Annotated in this window: 13 protein-coding genes and 1 tRNA gene; 11 read left to right on the top strand and 3 right to left on the bottom strand. The window is 70.6% G+C overall.

The window, feature by feature from the left end:
* Position 1: 1 nt before the first annotated feature.
* Entirely contained in the window at positions 2–1,813 is a 1,812-nt protein-coding gene (locus FB380_RS04495) for a helicase-related protein (protein ID WP_166754028.1), read from the bottom strand.
* Positions 1,814–2,114: 301 nt separating this feature from the next.
* Between FB380_RS04495 and FB380_RS04490 the strand changes: the two genes are divergently transcribed.
* Positions 2,115–2,202 (top strand) — tRNA-Ser (locus tag FB380_RS04490).
* Here the strand turns inward: FB380_RS04490 and FB380_RS26190 are convergent.
* Positions 2,158–3,096: an integrase core domain-containing protein gene (locus FB380_RS26190; RefSeq protein WP_208383103.1), complete on the bottom strand. Its 939-nt coding sequence runs from the start codon at positions 3,094–3,096 to the stop codon at positions 2,158–2,160. The genes FB380_RS04490 and FB380_RS26190 overlap by 45 nt on opposite strands.
* Before the next feature lie 703 nt (positions 3,097–3,799).
* On the opposite strand from FB380_RS26190, the gene FB380_RS04480 reads away from it, so the two are divergent.
* A complete protein-coding gene (locus FB380_RS04480) occupies positions 3,800–5,104 on the top strand; it encodes an SIR2 family protein (protein WP_166754027.1) in 1,305 nt (434 codons plus the stop codon).
* Positions 5,105–5,183: 79 nt separating this feature from the next.
* Here the strand turns inward: FB380_RS04480 and FB380_RS04475 are convergent, their stop codons facing one another.
* Positions 5,184–6,929, bottom strand: a complete 1,746-nt coding sequence (locus FB380_RS04475; RefSeq protein WP_208382754.1) for a DUF2075 domain-containing protein — start codon at positions 6,927–6,929, stop codon at positions 5,184–5,186.
* Between the two features lie 1,073 nt (positions 6,930–8,002).
* Here FB380_RS04475 and FB380_RS04470 point away from each other — a divergent pair.
* From FB380_RS04470 to FB380_RS04430, 9 genes are all read left to right on the top strand, one after another.
* Positions 8,003–9,181 carry an ROK family transcriptional regulator gene (locus FB380_RS04470; protein WP_208382753.1) on the top strand — a complete coding sequence of 393 codons (1,179 nt, stop codon included), beginning with the start codon at positions 8,003–8,005 and terminating at the stop codon, positions 9,179–9,181.
* A gap of 139 nt (positions 9,182–9,320) precedes the next feature.
* Positions 9,321–10,664: an extracellular solute-binding protein gene (locus FB380_RS04465; protein WP_166754024.1), complete on the top strand. Its 1,344-nt coding sequence runs from the start codon at positions 9,321–9,323 to the stop codon at positions 10,662–10,664.
* 113 nt (positions 10,665–10,777) lie between these two features.
* Complete coding sequence (locus FB380_RS25285) at positions 10,778–11,764, top strand: carbohydrate ABC transporter permease (RefSeq protein ID WP_166754023.1); 987 nt, start codon at positions 10,778–10,780, stop codon at positions 11,762–11,764.
* Positions 11,761–12,663 (top strand): carbohydrate ABC transporter permease, encoded by a 903-nt coding sequence (locus tag FB380_RS04455; protein WP_166754022.1) that lies wholly within the window; start codon positions 11,761–11,763, stop codon positions 12,661–12,663. The genes FB380_RS25285 and FB380_RS04455 overlap by 4 nt, the downstream gene beginning before the upstream one ends.
* A complete protein-coding gene (locus tag FB380_RS04450) occupies positions 12,660–13,640 on the top strand; it encodes an ROK family protein (RefSeq protein ID WP_166754021.1) in 981 nt (326 codons plus the stop codon). Before FB380_RS04455 ends, FB380_RS04450 begins: the two co-directional genes overlap by 4 nt.
* A 44-nt stretch (positions 13,641–13,684) precedes the next feature.
* Complete coding sequence (locus tag FB380_RS04445; protein ID WP_166754020.1) at positions 13,685–15,172, top strand: glycoside hydrolase family 3 protein; 1,488 nt, start codon at positions 13,685–13,687, stop codon at positions 15,170–15,172.
* 171 nt (positions 15,173–15,343) lie between these two features.
* The gene (locus tag FB380_RS04440; RefSeq protein ID WP_166754019.1) at positions 15,344–17,914 is read left to right on the top strand and encodes a bifunctional metallophosphatase/5'-nucleotidase; all 2,571 of its coding nucleotides are present in this window, start codon (positions 15,344–15,346) and stop codon (positions 17,912–17,914) included.
* Between the two features lie 275 nt (positions 17,915–18,189).
* Positions 18,190–19,176 (top strand): GGDEF domain-containing protein, encoded by a 987-nt coding sequence (locus FB380_RS04435; protein ID WP_229681972.1) that lies wholly within the window; start codon positions 18,190–18,192, stop codon positions 19,174–19,176.
* A gap of 28 nt (positions 19,177–19,204) precedes the next feature.
* Positions 19,205–19,963 (top strand): sulfite exporter TauE/SafE family protein, encoded by a 759-nt coding sequence (locus tag FB380_RS04430; protein ID WP_166754017.1) that lies wholly within the window; start codon positions 19,205–19,207, stop codon positions 19,961–19,963.
* Positions 19,964–20,000 lie beyond the last annotated feature (37 nt).

Genomic DNA, 20,000 nt, shown 5'->3' with positions numbered 1-20,000 from the left:
GTCAGCTGCGGCGCGACCCCCGGGAGGACCGGTTGCGCCGTCCGGCGCCGGCACCGGTGTTCGCGGTCGGCGTCGGGCGACCGCCGGACCGGCCGCGACCGCCGGCCGGCCGGGAGCGCTCACTGCCACCGCGGCCGGACCGCGGGCCGCTGCACGGCCGGCAGGTGGTGAACCACGGGGCGATCGAGGTGCCGCACTCGGTGCAGGTGCCGGACCGGCCGATGGAGATGGCGTCGGGCAGCAGCTCGGTGATCGTCTGGGCGCACGCCTCCTCGAGCTCGGCGGCGTCGTCGCTGTCCAGCCCGGCCACGCCGGGGAACTGGCGAAGCAGGGTCTGGGCGTCCCGCGCGGCGGCGGCGGTCTGCTCGTACTCCTCGACCGACCCCTTGACCGGGTACTCCGGCAGCACGGTCGCGACCGGCACCGGCAGGCCGACCGCGTGCTGCAGGGCGGCCCGGGCCAGCACCAGCCAGCGGGTGCGCCGCGGCGGGTTGTAGTCGATGGCCAGGTTGATCAACCGCCACACCGTCTGCAGGTCGCCGGCCTCGCCCAGCGGCCCGCGCAGCATCGGCAGCAGGGCGTGCACGCGCAGCACCAGGCCGGTGACGTCGTCGGCGGTCATGCCCTCGTCCTGGGTGGCCACCCGCGCCCAGGCCATCCAGCGGGTGAGCGCCTCGGGCAGGTCGACCGCCTCGAACGCGCCGAGGTCCTCCAGCTCCGGGCGGAGCCGGGGCCGGCGCTTGGGCAGGTCGCTCATCTCGTCGCCGCGGGCGACCGCGGCACCGGCGCCGACCAGCGCGCCGACCGGCTTGAGCCCGGAGACGCCGATCAGGATGCCCGTCTGGCCGTGTCCGGTGAGCCCGTACCGGCCGGCGCGCCCGGCGATCTGGGCGACCTCCCAGGTGCGCAGCGGGCGCAGCTCCTGGCCGTCGAACTTGGTGGTCTCGGCGAACAGCACCGTGGTGGCCGGCACGTTGATGCCGTGGCCGATGACGTCGGTGGTCACCAGCACGTCGAGCTCGCCGCGGGTGAACCGGTCGATGACCTGGCGGCGGGTGGCCGGGGGCAGCGCGCCGTAGAGGACGCCGACCTTGCCGGGCCGGTGCTGGTCCAGCTCGGCGGCGACGGCGTAGACGGCCTTGCGGGAGAAGGCCACGACCAGCGTCTGCGGGCGGACGGCGTCGGTGCGCACCGGGGCCCGGAGGACGTCGAGCCGGGAGAGCCGCTTGTGGTTGACGACCTGCACCTGCTGGGCGTCGGTGACCAGCGGCTTGAGCACCAGGTAGGCCTCGGCGGCGGAGATGAGGTGCATCTCGCGGTACTCGCCGGTCAGCAGCAGCCGGGCCCAGTGGTGGCCGCGGTCGGGGTCGGTGACCCAGTGCGACTCGTCGAGGACGAGCATCTCGCCGCGGTCGGGGGCCTTCTCCACGGTGCAGCAGACGATCGCCGCGTTCGGGTCGATCTCCTCCTCGCCGGTGGACAGGCCAACGGTGCCCGGGGGCAGCTGGGCGGAGAGCTTGGCGTAGGCCTCGTGGGCCAGCTGGCGCAGCGGGGCGGCGTAGACGCCGGAGCCGAGGGCGGCCAGCGCCTGCAGCGACTCGTAGGTCTTGCCGGAGTTCGTCGGGCCGAGGTGGAAGACCACCTTCTCCGGGCGGGTCGCCCGGCTGGGCAGCTCGGGTGCCGCGCCGTCCACCCAGATCTGCTGGGCGCGCTTCTCGTCGCGGGCGGCCACCCGGTCGGCGTCACGGGCGGCGGTCTCGCGGGCCGCGCTGCGCTCACGGCGCCGGGTGGGGGAGTGCTGGGTGCCGGTCACAGGCAGGGAGTGTCCTTCGGTCGGCGTGCTGAGTGGGGGAGGTCGACGCGAGCCCTCGCGGACCATCTGGGAGCTGCAACACCGGGGTGCTGCCGGGCATGCCCGGCCGGGCCCGGTCGTCGCCGCGCGCCCCGGTGGGCGGCGGCCTGCGGCCCCGCCCGTGGTGCTGTGCTCCCCACGAGTCTGCCAGCCGGACGCCGGTCACGACCGGGTGACCCTCCGTGCTCGCGTCGTCGCGGTGTCCCGCTCGCCGGAGCGGGGACGGTGCCCAGCGCGGCGGGGCGTTAGCCTCGGACCGCCAGGAGGGCTCGCCTAGTGGCCGATGGCGGCGGTCTTGAAAACCGCTAAGAGTTCACAGCTCTTCGTGGGTTCGAATCCCACGCCCTCCGCGCTGTGATGTCGCAGGACATCGGCATAGCCCGGACCCACGATTCGTGGGTCCGGGCTAGTGCTTTTTCGGGGTGGGTCCGGGTGGTCGGCCGGTGGGCTGGTAGTCGCGGGTGGGGTCGAGGGTGAGTTCGCGGAGGAGTTCGCCGGTGGCGGCGTCGATGACGCGGATGTGCAGGTCCTGGACCAGGAGCAGGACGTGGGTTCCGGCGTGGGTTCGGCCGATGCCGATGTGGTGGAGGCGGCCGGCCAGGCGGAGGCTGAGGCAGCCGGTGGAGTCGATGCGGTCGGTGCGGACCCGGTCGTTGGGTGTCGCGGCTGCGGTCGGCGCCGGGGCCGGCTTTGGGCCGTGCGGCGTAGGCGGTGGCCGGGGTGGCTCGGTGCGGCAGTGACCGATGCGGGCGGTCGTGGTTGTAGGCGGTGAGGAAGACGCCGATGAGGGTCTGCAGCTGGTCGAGCGTGGTCGGCTGATCGGGCTGGGCGGCCAACCACTTCTTCATCGTCTGTTGGAAGCGTTCGACCTTGCCGCAGGTGGTGGGGTGGTTGGGGCGGGAGTTCTTCTGGGTGATGTGCAGGCGGCGTAGTTCGTGTTCGAGGTGGTTGCGTCCGCCGCGACCGCCGGCGAAGCGGGTGGTGTAGACCGTGCCGTTGTCGGTGAGTATGGATGCTGGATATCCGTGCAGCGGCTTGCCGGAAGGTGGCCAGCACGATCGGTCCGGTGATCCGGGTGTGGGCGGAGACGTGGAGTGCCAGCCGGTGTGGGCGTCGAGCCAGGTGCTGATTTCGCTGTCGGCGCCGGTGGCCAGCCTATAGTGGGTGAAGTTCGACTGCGAAGTCTCGTTGGGCTGTTCGGCGGCTGCAAATCGAATGTCGCCAAGCGCAATCTGTAAACGCATGTCGATACAGCCTTGGCTGAATTCGCGACTTGGCCAACGGCCAGGCGGCCTACCGGCAAGAAGTCCGATTCCGCCATCATGACAAGCTGAGTATTAATGGCGACTGAATCTATCGTGGGGCTGATCGCGCGGCGGGGGGTTGCACAATCAAGAGCATCGAATCGGCACACCAGTGACTAGCGGAAACTAAGTCGAGCTCTCGTCATCTCGGCCGACTCCTCGCCGGAAGTTCCTTTGCGTCCCTGCCGGACCCACAATCGCTGGCTACACAGTGAAGACTGTGCGATTGCCAGCGACCCTGTATGCCTCATGGGCGGCGACCAACTTCGGACATACCCGCCTGCATGCGTCCAACTTGCGTGTCCACGGCAGTGCCGTCGGTGAGATGTGGCACGCTGTTCGTGAAACCGTCTCGTGCGAAAGGCCCTGCCAGATGACAACCTCGGACGGCCCCTTGTCGCCCCTTCGACTTCTTCTCGACCGCCTGGAGGAGGAAGCTAACCTTCTCGCGGGGGCCCGACGATTCGAGGCTCTAGTTTTGCGACTCCTGGCAGCGGACGCACCCCCCGCCTCCTCGGGTGAGAAGCAGGTCACGCCTGAGTCACTTGAACTCGCCCGAGCTTCGCCTAAGCGTAGAACGTACGCATTTGATGCGGTAATTCCGTTCGCGGTGGCAAGCCTCGTGCCGCCGTTGATGGTCGACGTGAAGTTCTTCTCGAATAATCCAAGAATGGCAAGTTTTAGGCTTCGCGAAGTTGTCAGACGCGCCGCGATTGAAGGCGTCGCGGCGTCAGCGGGGACGGTCCTTATTATCCATAACCTCTCCAGTCGTCAACTTCGGCGACTAGGTCTCGATGCTGAGCTACACGAGCTGTCTTCTGCGATGCGGCCAGACGCCCCTCCCGTAATTGTCTGGGGCGTTGAAGACCTCGAGGATCTGGCCGCCCGGCATTCAGAAATACTGGCGGATGAACTCGCGGCCCGACCGACCGTGAAACCTCCGGCACCGCAAGAAGCCACAAAAGTCCGTCGTCAGGAGCGGAATTTCGTAAGATCTGAGGCTATAGGCGAACTGCGCGACATCTTCAACCGCGAGGGCGTGTCGCTGTTTCTGGGGGCCGGCGCCTCGATGGACTTGGGTCTACCGTCCTGGAACCAGATGATCGCTTCTCTATTTGATGCCGCGTTCAGCTCTCAACTCGACTCGCGCTCGGGGTCGTCGGAGCTTACGGCCCTCGGCCTGCTCGCCGGTCATCTTAATAGCGATTCGCCTCTCCAACTGGCTCGGTATCTTCAGCAAGCTTTGGAGCGCGGCGGCGAGGACTTCAAATCGCATTTGCGCAGCATTCTATATGCTAACGCCTCCAACGACAGGCCAAAGGCTCTCCTGCGAGCAATCTCCGATCTGTGTGTGCCCACGCGCGCAGGCTCACGCGTGCACTCGGTGATCACCTACAATTTTGATGACCTATTGGAAGGTAACCTCAATACTAGGCGTGTTCGAGCAGTAGCGGTTTACGAAGGGAAGACAGCGCCAACCTCGCAGGAATTGCCCGTATATCATGTCCACGGCTTCCTGCCAAGTGATCCAGATACTTACTTGGGCGTTCATGAGCAGTTTCTAGTCATGAGTGAACAAGGGTATCACCAAGTGTACTCAGATCCATTTCACTGGACCAACATCGTCCAGCTGAATGCCATCAGGGAACATGCATGCCTTTTCGTCGGACTGTCGATGACGGACCCGAATCTTCGTCGCATGTTGGACATCGGTGCACGCAGTGTCGACACGGCACGGCACTATGCATTCATGAGACGGGAAAACCTGTCGACAGCTCGCCGGTCGGTCAAAGAACTAAAGTCAATCTCCGATCCAAGTTTGCGGAAGTTCCTTGACATGCATCACGGACTTGTCGAAGAAATCCTCATGAGCCTAGGGGTGAGAGTGCTGTGGTTCGACTCCTTCGAGGAGATCACCGATGCGGTACAGGACCTGGCCGACTCTTAACGCCGTATTTTGACAGACGTCTACCTAGCGGGACTACATTAGTAGGTCGTTGTCCGCACCAGATTGTACGTAATCCGGGCTAGCGGACGACTGTCTTGAGGAATTCCTGCGTCTCCTCATCGGTCGAATAGAGAATAGTTCCGCGCAGACCTCGGGTCAGCAAAACTTTATAGACGTTGCGAACGAGTACGTCGAAGTCCGCGTCACTGACACGTCGCAGATTCTTAAAGTCCGGGTCCATACTCGCTTGGCGCACAGTCACCCAGTCGTCGTTCCGCCACACTAGGTCGGGTCCCACAAGCACACCGCTCCATTCGTAGTCGAACCCCTGAGCCGAATAGACGGTGCCCACTTGCCCGAAACCGCGGTCGTCACTCGCCCAAAGCGCGGCTGGCGGCGCCCCGCCGACCGACCGATCACCCTTAAGGGCCCAAGGGTGCATCCATTCGCCGATCCGGACGTCCGGTACGAGGGACCCGTCCGGAAGCGGGTCACTCCACGGCCAGCAGTAGCCAGCAGCAATGCGCGCACTTTGCCCCATTACGACCCTATCGGCCAGCATCGCCTCCAGTGCAGACGGGGATGATGCCAACTTGAGTTCGAAGTCGGCATTCCCCGTCCACGGTGCGGGTCTTCCTGCCGTTAGTCCGAGAAGTCGGTCCACCCAGTTGACATACTCGGGATCCCCGCCGCTGCGGTACTGTCCGTCTAGAGCAACGTGACTTACTGGGATGCCGCGCGCCCGCGCGTGGTCTTCAATTTCTTCAAGAGTGCCCGTCTCGCCGGGGCGTACCACTTGGTCCTGGTCTAGCAAAAAGACAGACAGGCGAGCGGCGTCGATAATTTCGTCGACCTGGCGCTTGCCGGTGTTCAGCTCTGGCCTGGTCCACCTATTCACTGACGTCTTCCGCAGTCGATGAGCTTCGTCCGCTATCAGAACGTCGAGGCCGTTTTCTGGAGCATCTATGAACTGATTGAAATACTTGAACAGTGCAGCGACCCGCGGCGCTTGCGGGCTAATCACCCGCCGTAGCGTTTGAGTAAAGGATCGCGATCCTGTCACGTGGGCTGCTATTAATCCGCGGAGGTTCAACTCGCCGAGCAGCGACAATGCGACCGCACTCTTTCCGCTACCAGGCCCGCCCGAAATGACTACCACAGACTTGTGGTCGACAGATTGGGCTTTGGTTGCCTCATGTAACACCAAGTTGAATGCCACTAGCTGTTCGTTCAGGAAAATGAATTGTGGGCGGCCGTGAAACTCTTCGGCCGCTACGCTGAGTAGTCTCTTGCACGAAGTGAACGACGACCTGAGAAGGCGATCGGCGTGAATGTCCGCATTGATGGGAGATAGGCGGCTGCGAAGATAGTCCAAGAACCTGGCTCGGCCGAGGGCGGTGAATAGTTGACCTGACCGATCCTGCGGGTAAGTGCGGAGCGCGTGTACCGAGTCATCGCTAGCGTTGTGTAGATAGGCGGCGCCAGAGACGGGGTCGGCGGACATGTCCGCATATCCCAGTTTGCTACGTAGGTACTCGCACTGTGCATGAACCTGCGCGACTGGATGAAGACTTGGTCGGCCTCGCGTGCCGGACTGGAGGACGAGCTTTGGATTATCTTCAAATAGAGTCGCTTCTTGCCAAGGCTTAATATTCAGAAGAACGTATGAAGGTCCAAGCCGCTCCGCTTGTTGGCCAACGAGGACAACGTCGACATGATGGCTAGAGTGCGGAAGCCGGTAGGAGATGAGGACCTCAACGTCTCCTAGGTTGGCTTCACTAAGGTCGACGGCGAGTGTGCTTAGGCTATTCGCCCAAGCGCTCATGCTTCGACTAGAAATCATCGGCCGATGAGTGAGGGACATCTGCCTGGCTAGTGTCGCGCTCAGTGAATTGCCATCAGCCAGCGCTTTAAGGCGGCGACCAGAGAGTCGCAGTAGGGGCAAGGCGTGGTCCCTTGGTCGTAACAATTCTGCGGAGGATGGCATGTGGGGCAGAGCAGCGGAGGGGCCTGCTGAGTCTAGACGTAAACGGTTACTTCAGGCGCGGACGTCGTCGGACATACAGTACTCCCACGTCTGCCCCAGTCGACCTTTAAGGCGCGCCGGGGTCGTCTGCAGGTGTGGTACCACGCTAGAAATAGTGCAGCAGTGGTTAAATCCAGGCTTGCCGGGTCCGTTACGGTGGGATGGCCACCTCCTGAAGGACACGATTCTCGTCTGCCAGCGGTCGGCGGATCGGTGGCTGAGCAAGGCGGCTGCTGGCCCAACTTCTCAGGGGGACTTGGCGGTCGGCTCGACCGCGTACATCTAGACCCCTTGGGCGTGGTCGCGCGGCTCCGAGGCTAGCCGTCTCACTGTGCCAGCGCGCGAGACCTGTGACGGGAACGCACCGTTGCATTGCAGCCCCGCGACCAATTGCGAGACCGCATCTGGCGCGGGGCAAACCCGCGGCTGGCTTGGTAGCCAGTGGCCGGCGACGCGTGCGACTGGTATCTCCGGCGCTGGTCTTCGTCGTCGTTCAGCATCGCCTCCAGGCGGTCTTCGTCCACGGTAGCCAGCTGGTAGCCGTATCGGCCGGCGGGGCGGTTGCGGCGAAGCTCTTAAGGTCACGCGCTACCTCGCCCCGCCGCGGGATCTCAACGGACAGTCAGAGTTGCGGGCGGTGAACCGAATCTGAATCTGGCCATTCGAAGGGCGGAGCGGCGGCTCCAAAGATTGCGCTGCGATGGTCGGAAGCTTCGAGGGCGGCTCTTCATGTTTCGAGTCCCATGTCATCCGTAGCAGCGCGAGCCGTGTGCGCGTGCCGGGCCGGTGAGCTGCAAGTAGGCAGGTTGCGTTCTGCTCACTCGCGCGCCACCCCCTTGACAGGTGTTTGTAAGGACGGTTGCCTAACAAATGTGACCGCCGTCGCAGACACCCCGCAGCACCGACGAGCGCTGCGCTCCACCGCCAAGGTGCTGCCCGAGCACGCCCGGGCGAGCAACCGGTCGATGGTGCTCCAGCTGCTCTTCCACGCCGGGCCGCGGTCGCGGGCCGAGCTGGCCCGGGCGACCGGGCTGACCCGGGTCACGATCTCCGACCTCGTCGCCTCACTGCTGGCCCAGGGCCTGGTCACCGAGCTGGGTCAGCAGGCCGACGGCAAGGTCGGCAAGCCCGGCACGCTGGTGGGGCTGGACGCCGAGGCCTTCCAGATCGTCGCCGTCGACCTGGCCGACGACGAGCTGGTGCACGGCGCCGTCCTCGACCTGTCCGGCGCCGTCCAGGAACGCCGGACGGCGGCGGTCGGCGGCCGCACCGGTGCCGCGGCGGTCGAGGTGCTGCTGGGCCTGTGCCAGGAGCTGGTCGCGGCGACCACCCGCCCGGTGCTCGGGGTGGGGGTGGGCTCCCCGGGCGTCATCGACCCCTCCGGTCGCGTGCTGCAGGCGCCCAACCGCGGCTGGTACGACCTGCCGCTCGCCGAGCAGCTGAGCGCCGCGCTGGAGCTGCCGGTGCACGTGGCCAACGACGCGGACACCGCGGCCCTGGGCGAGTTCACCTGGGGCGGCGCCTCCGGCAACGGCCTGCTGGTGCTCACCGTCGGCGGTGGGGTGGGCGCCGGCATCGTGCTGGACGGCGCGCTCGTCCAGGGCAACGAGCACGCCGCCGGCGAGCTCGGGCACGTCACCGCCCTCGACGAGCGCGACGAGCACGACCAGGCACCCCTCGGCCGCCCCCAGCCCTGCGCCTGCGGGCGCCGCGGCTGCCTGGAGACGGTGCTGTCCGTGCCGGCGATGCGCCGGCGGATCGCCGGGCTCGACCCTGCCGCCACCGATGCCGCACTGGCCTCGGTCGGCCGTCGGCTGGGCATCGTGCTGGCCCCCGTGGTCAGCGCACTCAACCTCTCCGAGGTCGTGCTCTGCGGCCCGGGGGAACTGCTGGGTGGGCCGCTGCGCGACGCGGCACTGGACACCCTGCGCGAACGCACCATCCCGGTCGTCAGCAGCCACGTCCAGCTGCGGATGACCTCGCTCGGCGAGCACGGCGCCCTGTCCGGGGCCGCCGTGCTCGTGCTGTCCGGTCAGCTCGGGGTCACGTGACCTCGCGAACGTGGTCACGCGACCCGGGTGGTGGTGCACCCAGGCGACGACCCCGAGCCGACCTCCTGCACGTCGGGAGAGCACGCCCCCTGGAACGGCGCTGTCCGGCACCGTCCGCGCATCGGGAAGGAACCCCAACATGAAGAGGGTACGCACGAGTGGCCTGGCGGCCCTGGCCGTCGGGATGCTGGCGTTGACCGCCTGTGGCGGTGGCGAGGACGCCGCCGACAGCGGCGGTGGCGGCGAGAGCGGTGGTGAGCTCCGGCTGTGGCTGGCCGGCTCCGACACCCCGCAGGAGCTCCGCGACCACCTGGTGGAGACCTTCGAGGCCGAGCACCCCGACGCGACCCTGGTGATCGAGGAGCAGGACTGGAACGGGCTCGTCCCGCGGCTGCAGACGGCGCTGACGTCGGAGAGCCAGACCCCGGACCTGGTGGAGATCGGCAACACGCAGAGCCCGACGTTCACCTACGCCGGCGCCTTCAGCGACATCTCCGACATGTACGAGGAGCTGGGCGGCGACGACCTGCTGCAGGGCTTCGTCGACGCCGGCACGGTCGACGACACGCTGTACGCGGTGCCCTACTACTCCGGTGCCCGCGCGGTCTTCTACAACAAGGAGGTCTTCGCGGCCGCCGGGGTGGAGGTGCCCACCACCCTCGCCGAGTTCACCGAGGTCGCGCAGACGCTGCAGCAGGCCAACCCGACCGGGGCGCCGAGCTTCTCCGGGTTCTGGCTGCCCGGTCAGGACTGGTACAACGGCGTCGCCTGGCTGAACAGCCACGGCGGTGAGCTGGCCGTCGAGGAGGACGGCGAGTGGACCGGCGCGCTGTCCAGCCCCGAGTCGCAGGAGGGGCTGGCCGAGGTCCAGGAGCTGTTCACCACGGCGACCAGCGCACCGCGGGACGCCGACTCCAACGAGCCGTGGATCGCGTTCAACAACGGCGAGGCGGCGATGTTCTCCGCCCCCACCTGGGCCCGCTGGAGCATCGACCTGCCCGCGTGCAACAAGGGCGTGGCCGCCGACGACGAGTCCGAGGCGGCGAAGGCGCTGCTGGCCGAGCAGCAGGCGTGCAACGAGGAGAAGACCGGCATCTTCGCCCTCCCCGGTCTCGAGGAGGGCTCGGTCGCACCGGTCTTCGCCGGCGGCTCGAACATCGGCATCCCGGCGAAGTCGGGCAACCAGGAGCTGGCCCGCGACCTGCTGCGGATCATCTTCAGCCCCGAGTACCAGACGATGCTGGCCGAGAACGGGCTCATCCCGGGCAACACCGAGTACGCCGACGCGCTCGGCGACGACGTCTACGCCCAGGCGGCGCTGGCCGCCGCGGTCGACGCCGAGCTGACGCCGCCGGCCGAGAAGTGGGCCGACGTCGAGGGCGCCCGGATCCTGGAGGACCTCTTCCAGGAGATCGCCAGCGGCACCGACCCGGCCACGGCCGCGGCCGAGGCGGACCAGCTGATCACCGACACGCTCAACTGACCGCCTGACCCCGCTCGCCGGGGGCGCGATCGCGCCCGCCCGCCGTCCGGTGCCCGCGCGCCGCGATCGCGTCCCCGGCCCGGCCCGGTCCTGCCCGGATCCAGGAGCCCGCCATGTCCGCGCCACCCGCACCCGCCGCGCCCGCACCCGCGGCGCCCCGCACACCACCCCCGGCGACGGGGAGCACCGCCGCGGCACCGCTGCGCCGCCGTCGGCCGCTCCCCGCCCGCGTCGGGCCCTACCTCCTGCTCGTCCCCGCCTTGGTCCCGCTGGCGGTGGGCCTGGGGTACCCGCTGGTCCGCCAGTTCGTGTTCTCCTTCCAGGAGTACGGCCTGGCCCAGCAGTTCGGCCGCCCGGCCGAGTGGGTCGGCCTGGACAACTACGTCACCCTGCTCTCCGACCCCTACGTCTGGGGGGTGATCGCCCGGTCGATCGCCTTCTGCCTGGTGAACGCCGCGCTGACCATGGCGCTGGGCATCGCGCTGGCGGTGCTGATGACCAAGGTCGGCCGGGCGGCCCGGATCACCCTGCAGGTCGGCATGCTGCTGGCCTGGGGCACCCCGGTGCTGGCCACGATGACCGTCTGGCAGTGGCTGTTCGACTCCCAGTACGGCGTCGTCAACTGGGTGCTGGCCGGGCCGCTGGGGATGGAGGGCCAGCGCGGCCACTCCTGGCTGATCGAGCCGCTGTCCTTCTACGCGGTCGCCACGGTGATCGTGGTCTGGATGAGCGTGCCGTTCGTCGTCTTCACCGTCTACGCCGGGCTGCTGCAGGTGCCCGACGAGTGCATGGAGGCCGCGCAGCTCGACGGGGCGAGCAGCTGGCAGCGGCTGTGGCGGCTGGCGCTCCCGATGATCAAGCCGGTGCTGTTCGTGGTGGCCCTGCTCCAGGTGATCTGGGACCTCCGGGTGTTCACCCAGATCCACGTCCTGCAGCGCGCCGGCGCGCCGACCCGGGAGACCCACCTGCTGGGCACCTACATCTACTCGCTGTCCAAGGAGTTCTCGATGGCCGGGGCGATGGCCACGATCATGCTGGTGATCACGCTGGCGCTGACCGTCTTCTACATCCGCCGGATGCTGCGCGAGGACGAGGCATGACCGCCGTCGTCCCGCCGCCGAACACCGCCGTGCCCGCGCGCGCCCAGGTGGTGCGGCGCCGTCCCCGGCGCCGGGCCTCCGCGTCCCGCCGGCTGCTGGGGGCGCTGGCGGTGGTCGTCGCGCTGGCCTGGGTCTTCCCGGTCTACTGGATGATCAACAGCGCGTTCCTGCCGACCAACCGGCTGCGCACCCCGGAGCCGTCGTTCCTGCCGTTCGGCGGCACGCTGGCCAACTTCCGCCGGGTGCTCGGCGACCCGTCGTTCTACGACGCCTTCCGGGTCTCCCTCGCCGTCACCGGGCTGACCCTGGCCGCCGCGATCCTCTTCGCCTTCGTGGCGGCGCTGGCGATCAGCCGGTTCCGGTTCCGGGGCCGCAAGAGCTTCGTCGTGACGGTGCTGGTCGTGCAGATGATCCCGGCCGAGGGGCTGTTCATCTCCCAGTACCAGATGCTGGACACCTGGCACCTGGTCAACTCGGTGCTGGGCCTGTCGATCGTCTACGTCGCCGCCGTCCTGCCGTTCACCATCTGGATGCTGCGCGGCTTCGTCAGCGGGGTGCCGTTCGAGCTGGAGGAGGCCGCGATGATGGACGGCCTGTCCCGCACCGGCGCGTTCTTCCGGATCACCTTCCCGCTGCTCGCCCCCGGGCTGGTCGCCTCCGGCGTCTACGGGTTCCTCCAGGCCTGGAACGAGTACACCCTCGCGCTGGTCGTGATGACCGACCCGGCCGAGCGCACCCTCCCGCTGTGGCTGCAGGGCCTGGTCGAGGCCAACCGGGCCACCGACTGGGGCGTGGTCATGGCCGGGGCCGCGGTGATCACCGTGCCGGTCATCCTCTTCTTCCTGTTCGTCCAGCGGCGGATGAGCTCCGGTCTGGTGGCCGGGGCGGTGAAGGGGTGACCGCGCGCTCGGCAGGCGAGGGCCGGTGCACGGTCGGGCTCGACGTCGGCGGCACCAAGGTGCTCGGGGTGCTGCTGGACGACGCCGCGACGGTGCGGGCCAGCGTGCGGGTGCCCAGCCGGCCCGGCACCGAGGGCGTCGTCGGTGCCGCGGCCGAGGTGGTCACGCAGCTGTGCCGCACCGCCGGCCTCCCCCCGGGAGAGCTGGCCGGCGTCGGCGCCGGGGTGCCCGGACTGGTGGACCCGCTGACCGGCGAGGTCTCCCACGCGGTGAACCTGGGCATCGCCGACGAGCCGGTCGCGCTGGCCCCGCTGCTGGCCGACCGGCTGGGCGGTGTGCCGGTGACCGTGGAGAACGACCTGAACGTCGCCGCCGTCGGCGCGGCCCGGGTGCTGGGCCTGCGGGGCGACCTGGCGTTCCTGTCCCTGGGCACCGGGGTGGCCGCCGGGCTGCTGCTCGGCGGGGAGCTGCGGCGCGGCCACCGCGGCGGCGCCGGGGAGATCGGGCACATCCCGTACGACCCGGCGGGCCCGCGCTGCCCGTGCGGTCAGCGCGGCTGCCTGGAGCTGTACGCCTCCGGGGCGGCGCTGGGCGCAGCCTGGCCCGGCCGCACCGGCCGGCCCGCCGCCGTGGAGCTCTTCGCGGCTGCCGCCGGCGGGGACGCCGCCGCCGTGCGGGTCCGGGACGCCTTCGCCGGCGCGGTCGCCGCCGCCGTCCGGCTGCTGGTGCTCACCTGCGACGTCGAGCACGTGGTGCTCGGTGGCGGGGTCGCCGAGGTGGGCACCCCGCTGATGGCGGCGGTGGCGCACCAGTGCCGGCGGCAGGCCGCCGGGTCGCCGTTCCTGGACAGCCTGCGGATCGCCGACCGGGTCCAGCTCGTGCCCGCTGGGGTGCCGGTGGCGCCGATCGGAGCCGCGCTCGCCGTGCGGGACCGGGTCGCCGCCGACGGCCGCCGTCCGGTGCCCGCGCCGTCGTGACCGGTCCGGCGGCACCCCCTTCCCCCGACGAGGAGCAGCGCAGCATGACCACCGAGGAGCCCAGCACGCCCGACCTGGACCGGCTGGTCAACGCCTGCCTGATGCCGGGCTTCACCGGCCCGACGCTCCCGGCCTGGGTCGCCGACGCCCTGGCCGACGGCCTGGCCGGGATCTGCCTGTACGGCCAGAACCTGACCGGCGAGGGCCCGCCGGTGGCCGAGCGGGTCGCGGCGATCACCGCCGCGGCCCGGGCCGTGCGCGGCGACGTGCTGGTGGCGCTGGACGAGGAGGGCGGTGACGTGACCCGCCTGGAGTACACGACGGGCAGCAGCTGGCCGGGCAACGCCGCCCTCGGCGTGGTCGACGACGAGGCGGCCACCTTCGCGGTGGCGGCCGGGATCGGCGCCCAGCTGCGCCGGGTCGGGGTGGACGTCGACCTCGCGCCCTCGGTGGACGTCAACAGCGACACGGCCAACCCGGTCATCGGCGTCCGCTCGTTCGGTGCCGACCCGGCGCTGGTCGCCCGGCACGGGGTGGCCTACGTGCGGGGGCTACAGGCGGCCGGCGTCGCCGCCGCCGCGAAGCACTTCCCCGGGCACGGGGCGACCACCGTCGACTCGCACCTCGGGCTGCCCGTCATCGACGCCGACGAGGCCACCTTCCGGGCCCGGGAACTGCCGCCCTTCGCCGCCGCCGTCCGGGCCGGGGTGGACCTGGTGATGACGGCGCACGTCGTCTTCCCCGCCCTGGACGGCGCACCGGCCACGCTGAGCCGCCGGCTGCTGGTCGACGTGCTCCGTGGCGAGCTGGGCTTCACCGGGGTCGTGGTCACCGACGCCCTCGACATGGCCGGGGTCCGGGCCGCGCACGGGCTGGCCGGGGCCGCCGTGCTCTCCCTTGCCGCCGGCGCGGACCTGCTGCTGCTGGGCGCCGAGGACGGCGAGGAGCACTGCGCGGCGATCCGGTCGGCGGTCCGGGCCGCCGTCGCCGACGGCACGCTGGCCGAGGACCGGCTGCGGGACGCCGCCGCCCGGGTGACCGCGCTGCGGCAGCGGCTGGGCGCCGCCGAGCGCCCCGAGGCCCCGGTGACCGCGCCGGCCCTGGCGCGGGACGCCGCGCGGGCCGCCCTCCGGGCGCGCGGGGTGGCGCCGCTGGCCGGGCCGGCGGTCGTGGCCGAACTGCGCGCCGCCACCAACCTGGCGGTCGGGGACGCGGCCTGGAGCCTGGCCGAGCCGCTGGCCGCGGTCGGACTGCTGGCCGGGGTGCACACGGTCACCGAGGGCGGCGTCGCCGCCGACGAGGTGGTCGCCGCGGGGGCCGGTCGGCCCCTGGTGGTCGCCGTGCGGGACGCCTACCGCAGCCCCTGGCAGACGGCGTGGCTCGACCGGCTCCTCCGGGCCCGGCCCGACGCGGTGCTGGTCGCGCTGGGCATGTCGGTCGACGCGGAGCGGGCGGCGGGGCCGGCGATCGCGGCGCACGGTGCCGCCCGGGTCGTCACCCGGGCGGTCGCCGACCTGCTCCGCGGCGACTGAGTCCTCGGGCGGCCCTGGCGGGGAGCGCCCGGCGAACGTGAACGGGACCTGTTCGTATCGACGACTGCCTGCTTCTATGTCGACACGTCCCGTTCACACGACTGAGTGACAGTGCTCGGCGTCGTCCCGATCCGTCGCATCCGGAGGAAACACGTGCCCTTTGCCCACTCGATGACAGCGCGCAGGGCCGCTGCCGTCACCGCCGTCGCCGTCGGGGGTGCGCTCCTCGGTGCGTCCCCCGCCCTGGCGATCGAGCCGCCCGCCGGCAGCCCGTTCATCAGCGAGTTCCACCACGACAACGAGGGCACCGACGCCAACGAGCGCGTCGAGGTCACGGCCGCACCGGGCACCGACCTCACCGGCTGGACGGTCGTCGGCGTCGACGGCGACGGTGGCGCGCCCTACGACGCGAAGGCCCTGTCCGGCGTCGTCGACGAGTCCGGCACCGTGGTCGTCGACTTCACCGGCCTGCAGGACGGCGGCCCCGACGGCATCGCGCTGGTCGACCCGGCGGGCACGGTCGTGCAGTTCCTCTCCTACGGCGGCGCGCTCAGCGTGACCGTCGGCGGATCGGTCTTCGACTCCACCGACGTCGGGGTCACCGAGGACGGCTCCGGCCCGGCGGACGGGTCGGTGCAACTGGTCGACGGCGTCTGGGTGGTCACCGACACCAACACCTTCGGCGCGGCCAACGCGGTGGTCGAGCCCACGGTCCCCGAGCCCACGGTCCCCGAGCCCACGGTCCCCGAGCCCACGGTCCCCGAGCCGGGTACCGGCGGCGAGGACGACGGCACCGTCGACCTGCAGCTGCTGGGCATCAACGACTTCCACGGCCGGCTGGACGACGCGGTGGCCCTGGCGGGCACCGTCGAGGAGCAGCGGGCCCGCGAGGACGTCGACGCGACGCTGCTGCTCTCGGCCGGGGACAACATCGGCGCCTCGCCGTTCGTCTCCTCCAGCCAGCAGGACGCCCCGACGATCGAGGTGCTCAACGAGCTGGGGCTGGACGCCTCGGCCGTGGGCAACCACGAGTTCGACCGCGGCTTCGCCGACCTGACCGGCCGGGTCGGGGTCGACGGCGAGAGCGGGCTGGCCGACTTCGACTACCTGGGCGCCAACGTCTACGGCGAGGACGGCGAGCCGGTGCTGCCGGAGTACACGCTGCTGGACGCCGAGGGCGTCACGGTCGGCGTGATCGGCGTCGTGACCGAGGAGACGAGCTCGCTGGTCTCCCCGGCCGGCATCGAGGGGATCACCTTCGGTGACCCGCTGGAGGCCACGAACCGGGTGACCGACGAGCTCACCGACGGGGTCGGGGACGAGGCGGACGTGATCGTCCTGCTCGCCCACGAGGGTGCGCCGGAGGGTGAGGCCACCAGCACGCTGGAGGAGCAGCTCGCCGCCGACACCGCCTTCGCCGCGATCGTCGCCGGTGCCGACGCCGACGTGGACGCCATCTTCACCGGGCACACGCACCAGACCTACGCCTGGCAGGCGCCGGTCCCCGGCACCGACGGGACCCGCCCGGTGATCCAGACGGGTTCCTACGCCGCGGACCTCGGCCGGATCGTGCTCAGCTACGAGGAGTCCACCGACGAGGTCACCGCCTCCACGGTGGAGAACCTGGCCCTCACCGAGGTGCCCGAGGAGGAGCTGGTCGTCGCCTACCCGCGGGTCGCCGAGATCGCCGAGACCGTGGCCGCCGCGCAGGCGGTGGCCGAGGAGGTCGGCAGCCAGGTCGTCGGGTCGGTGACGGCCGACATCACCCGGGCCTTCACCACCGGCCCGGACGGTCAGCCGGCCGAGGACCGAGGTTCGTACTCGGCCCTGGGTGGCCTGGTGGCGGACAGCTACGTGTACGGGGCCGCGGACAGCGCCATCGAGCCGGCCGACCTCGGCCTGGTCAACCCCGGTGGCCTGCGGGCCGACCTGCTCTACGGCGAGGACGGCGTGGTCACGCTGGCCGAGGCCAACGAGGTCACCCCGTTCGCCAACGACCTGGTCGTCGTCTCGCTGACCGGGGCGCAGCTGGTGCAGGTGCTGGAGCAGCAGTGGCAGCCCGAGGGCAGCTCGCGGCCGTTCCTGGCCCTGGGCACCTCGGAGGAGCTGACCTGGTCCTACGACCCGGAGGCGCCCCCCGGTGAGCGGGTCATCGTCGACAGCATCCGGGTCTCCGGGGAGCCGATCGTCCTGGACGCCACCTACCGGGTGGCGACCAACAGCTTCCTGGCCTCCGGCGGCGACAACTTCACCACCTTCGCCGAGGGCACCACGGAGCAGACCGGTCTGATCGACTTCGATTCCTTCCGGGCCTACCTGGAGGAGAACTCGCCGCTCAGCCCGGAGCAGTTCACCGGGCGGGTCACCGTCGGGGACGCCTCCGAGCAGCCGCAGCAGCCGGCGGCCGAGGTCGCGGTCTCGCCGTCGACCTTCGCCCCCGGCGACCTGGTGACCTTCTCGGTGAGCGGCTTCGGCCCGGCCGAGCGGGTCGAGGTGACCGTGGACGGCCGGCGGCTCGGCCGGGTCACGACCGACGCCGAGGGCGCTGCGACGGTCCGGGTGCGGGTCCCCGCCTCGGTGGACAGCGGCACGGTCGAGGTCACGGCCACCGGCGTCACCACCGGCTCGACCGCGACGGTCGAGGTGCAGGTGACCGAGCAGGCCCGCCCGGGCAACGGTGGCACCGTGGTGCAGAAGCTCACCTCGTGGCTGCGGCAGCTGTTGGGCACCTGGCTGCGCTGACCACCGGTACCCCGGCCCGGGTGCACGACCGGCCCAGGCCGGGGCACTGACCACCGCGACACCCACGACGACGGGCCCCCACTCCGGTGGGGGCCCGTCGCCGTCCTGCCCCCCGGCCGTCGCACTCACCCGTCCGGGGCAGCCGGCAGGTCGATCGTGCACAGCCGATCTGCCGGGGCGCCGATCACCGGAGGGTGCAGATCGACGAGCGGCTGAGGGCGCGAGACCCTCGGACGGCAGCCCGGACCGCGGTCCCGGTGCTGCTGGTGTGCGCGGTGACGCTGCTGGTCTTCTCGCTGTTCGGGCCCAACGCGGTGACGACAGGGGGCGTCGTCGCCTCCTGGCTGTGTGCCGCGCTGCTCGCCGTCCTGGCGCTGGTCTACCGGCTCACCGATCCCGTCCGGATCGACGCCCGCGGCGGCTTCGTGCTCACCGCCGTCCTCGGCGTCCTGCTGACCTGCGGGATGAACTGGCTCACCCGCGACCCCTCCGCCGCCGGCCAGGCGTTCCTCGCCTTCCCGGTGCTGTGGGCCGGCGTCCACCTCCGGCGCGACGCGGTGTGGCTGGTGACGGCCGTCGCGATCGGCGGGGACGCCGTGGTGCTGTTCCAGCTTCAGCCGGCCGGCCACGCGATCAGCGACCTGAGCTTCTTCGGTGCGGTGCTGGTGGTCATGGCGACGATGCTGGCTCGCGCCGGCGACACCCAGGCCCGGCTGGTCGCCCAGCTGCAGCAGCAGGCCGCCACCGACTCCCTCACCGGGCTGGTCAACCGGCGGGTGCTCGACGAGGCGCTGGACGCCGCCCTGGCCACCCCGGCCGCGCCGCGGGGCACCTCGCTGGTCCTCGTGGACGTCGACTCCTTCAAGGCGATCAACGACGAGCACGGCCACCCGGTCGGCGACGAGGCCCTGGTGCACATCGCCGCGGTGCTGCGCTCGGTGGTCCGGGCGGGGGACGCCGTGCTCAGCCGGATGGGCGGTGACGAGCTCGCCGTCCTGCTGCCCGACTGCCCGGCGGACGCCGCCGCCGCCCGCGCCGGCGAGGTGCTCGACGCGGTCCGGGCCACGCCCCTGACGCTGCCCGACGGCACCCTGCTGGCCATCTCGGTGAGCCTGGGCGTGGCCCACGCGCCCACCCACGCCACCGGGCTGGAACAGCTCTACGCGGCCGCCGACACGGCGCTGTACGCCGCCAAGCGCGCCGGCCGCGGCCGGGTCGAGGTGGCTAGGGTCGGCGCGACGACCCCGGTGCGACCCGGCTGACCTGCGGTCGGTGGGGGAAGGGCGTGCAGTGGACGGGACGCTCCTGGTGGCCGGGGGTGTGGTCGTCCTCCTCGCCAGCGTCCTGGCGGGCGGCACGGGCTTCGGCTACTCCCTGGTGTGCACGCCGCTGCTGCTGCTGGCCGGCATCCCGCTGACCGACGTCGTCGTCCTCAACCTCACGGTCGGCGTCGTGACCCGCCTCGGGGCCGTGCTGCGGCTGCGGCACTCGGTCGACCGGCAACGGTCCGCGTACCTGGTCGCGGGCTGCGTCCCCGGACTGCTGCTCGGCCACCTCACGCTCGACCTGGTGGACGCCGACGCGCTCAAGGTGACGGCCGGCGCCGTGGCGGTGGTCGCCGCGGGCTTCCTCCTGCTGCGGCGGCCGGCCACCTCACCCCCGGCCCCCGGCGCGCCCTCCCGCCTCGCGCCGGGCGTGGCCGGGGTGCTGGGCGGGTTCCTCGGCATCACGACCTCGATGAACGGCCCACCGCCGGTCATCCTGCTGTCCCACCGGCAGGTGGCGCCCCGGGCCTTCATCGCCGACATGGCGGTGTACCTGCTGGCCTGCAACGCGATGGCGCTGACCCTGATCGGGCTGACGGGTGGGCTGTCGCTGGACCGGGTGGGGCTGCTGCTGGCGTGCTGGCTCCCGGGCGCGGTCCTCGGCAACCACGTCGGGGTCACCTACGGCGCCCGCCTGCCCCTGACCGGCTTCCGGCTGCTGACGCTCGGGCTGGTCATGGTCACGGGGCTGGCGACCGTGGCCACCTCGGTCGGTGGGGGATGACCGCGGCCCGGCACCGGGTGGCCGGGTCGAGGTGGCG

The organism is Modestobacter marinus (assembly GCF_011758655.1).
GTDB lineage: Bacteria > Actinomycetota > Actinomycetes > Mycobacteriales > Geodermatophilaceae > Modestobacter > Modestobacter marinus.
This window is presented reverse-complemented; position numbering and strand designations above follow the sequence as displayed.

Coding starts and splice junctions, on each gene's coding strand:
- FB380_RS26190 (WP_208383103.1), bottom strand. CDS start 3,096: ATGCGTTTACAGATTGCGCTTGGCGACATTCGATTTGCAGCCGCCGAA.
- FB380_RS04475 (WP_208382754.1), bottom strand. CDS start 6,929: ATGAGCGCTTGGGCGAATAGCCTAAGCACACTCGCCGTCGACCTTAGT.
- FB380_RS04465 (WP_166754024.1), top strand. CDS start 9,321: ATGAAGAGGGTACGCACGAGTGGCCTGGCGGCCCTGGCCGTCGGGATG.
- FB380_RS25285 (WP_166754023.1), top strand. CDS start 10,778: ATGTCCGCGCCACCCGCACCCGCCGCGCCCGCACCCGCGGCGCCCCGC.
- FB380_RS04455 (WP_166754022.1), top strand. CDS start 11,761: ATGACCGCCGTCGTCCCGCCGCCGAACACCGCCGTGCCCGCGCGCGCC.
- FB380_RS04445 (WP_166754020.1), top strand. CDS start 13,685: ATGACCACCGAGGAGCCCAGCACGCCCGACCTGGACCGGCTGGTCAAC.
- FB380_RS04440 (WP_166754019.1), top strand. CDS start 15,344: ATGACAGCGCGCAGGGCCGCTGCCGTCACCGCCGTCGCCGTCGGGGGT.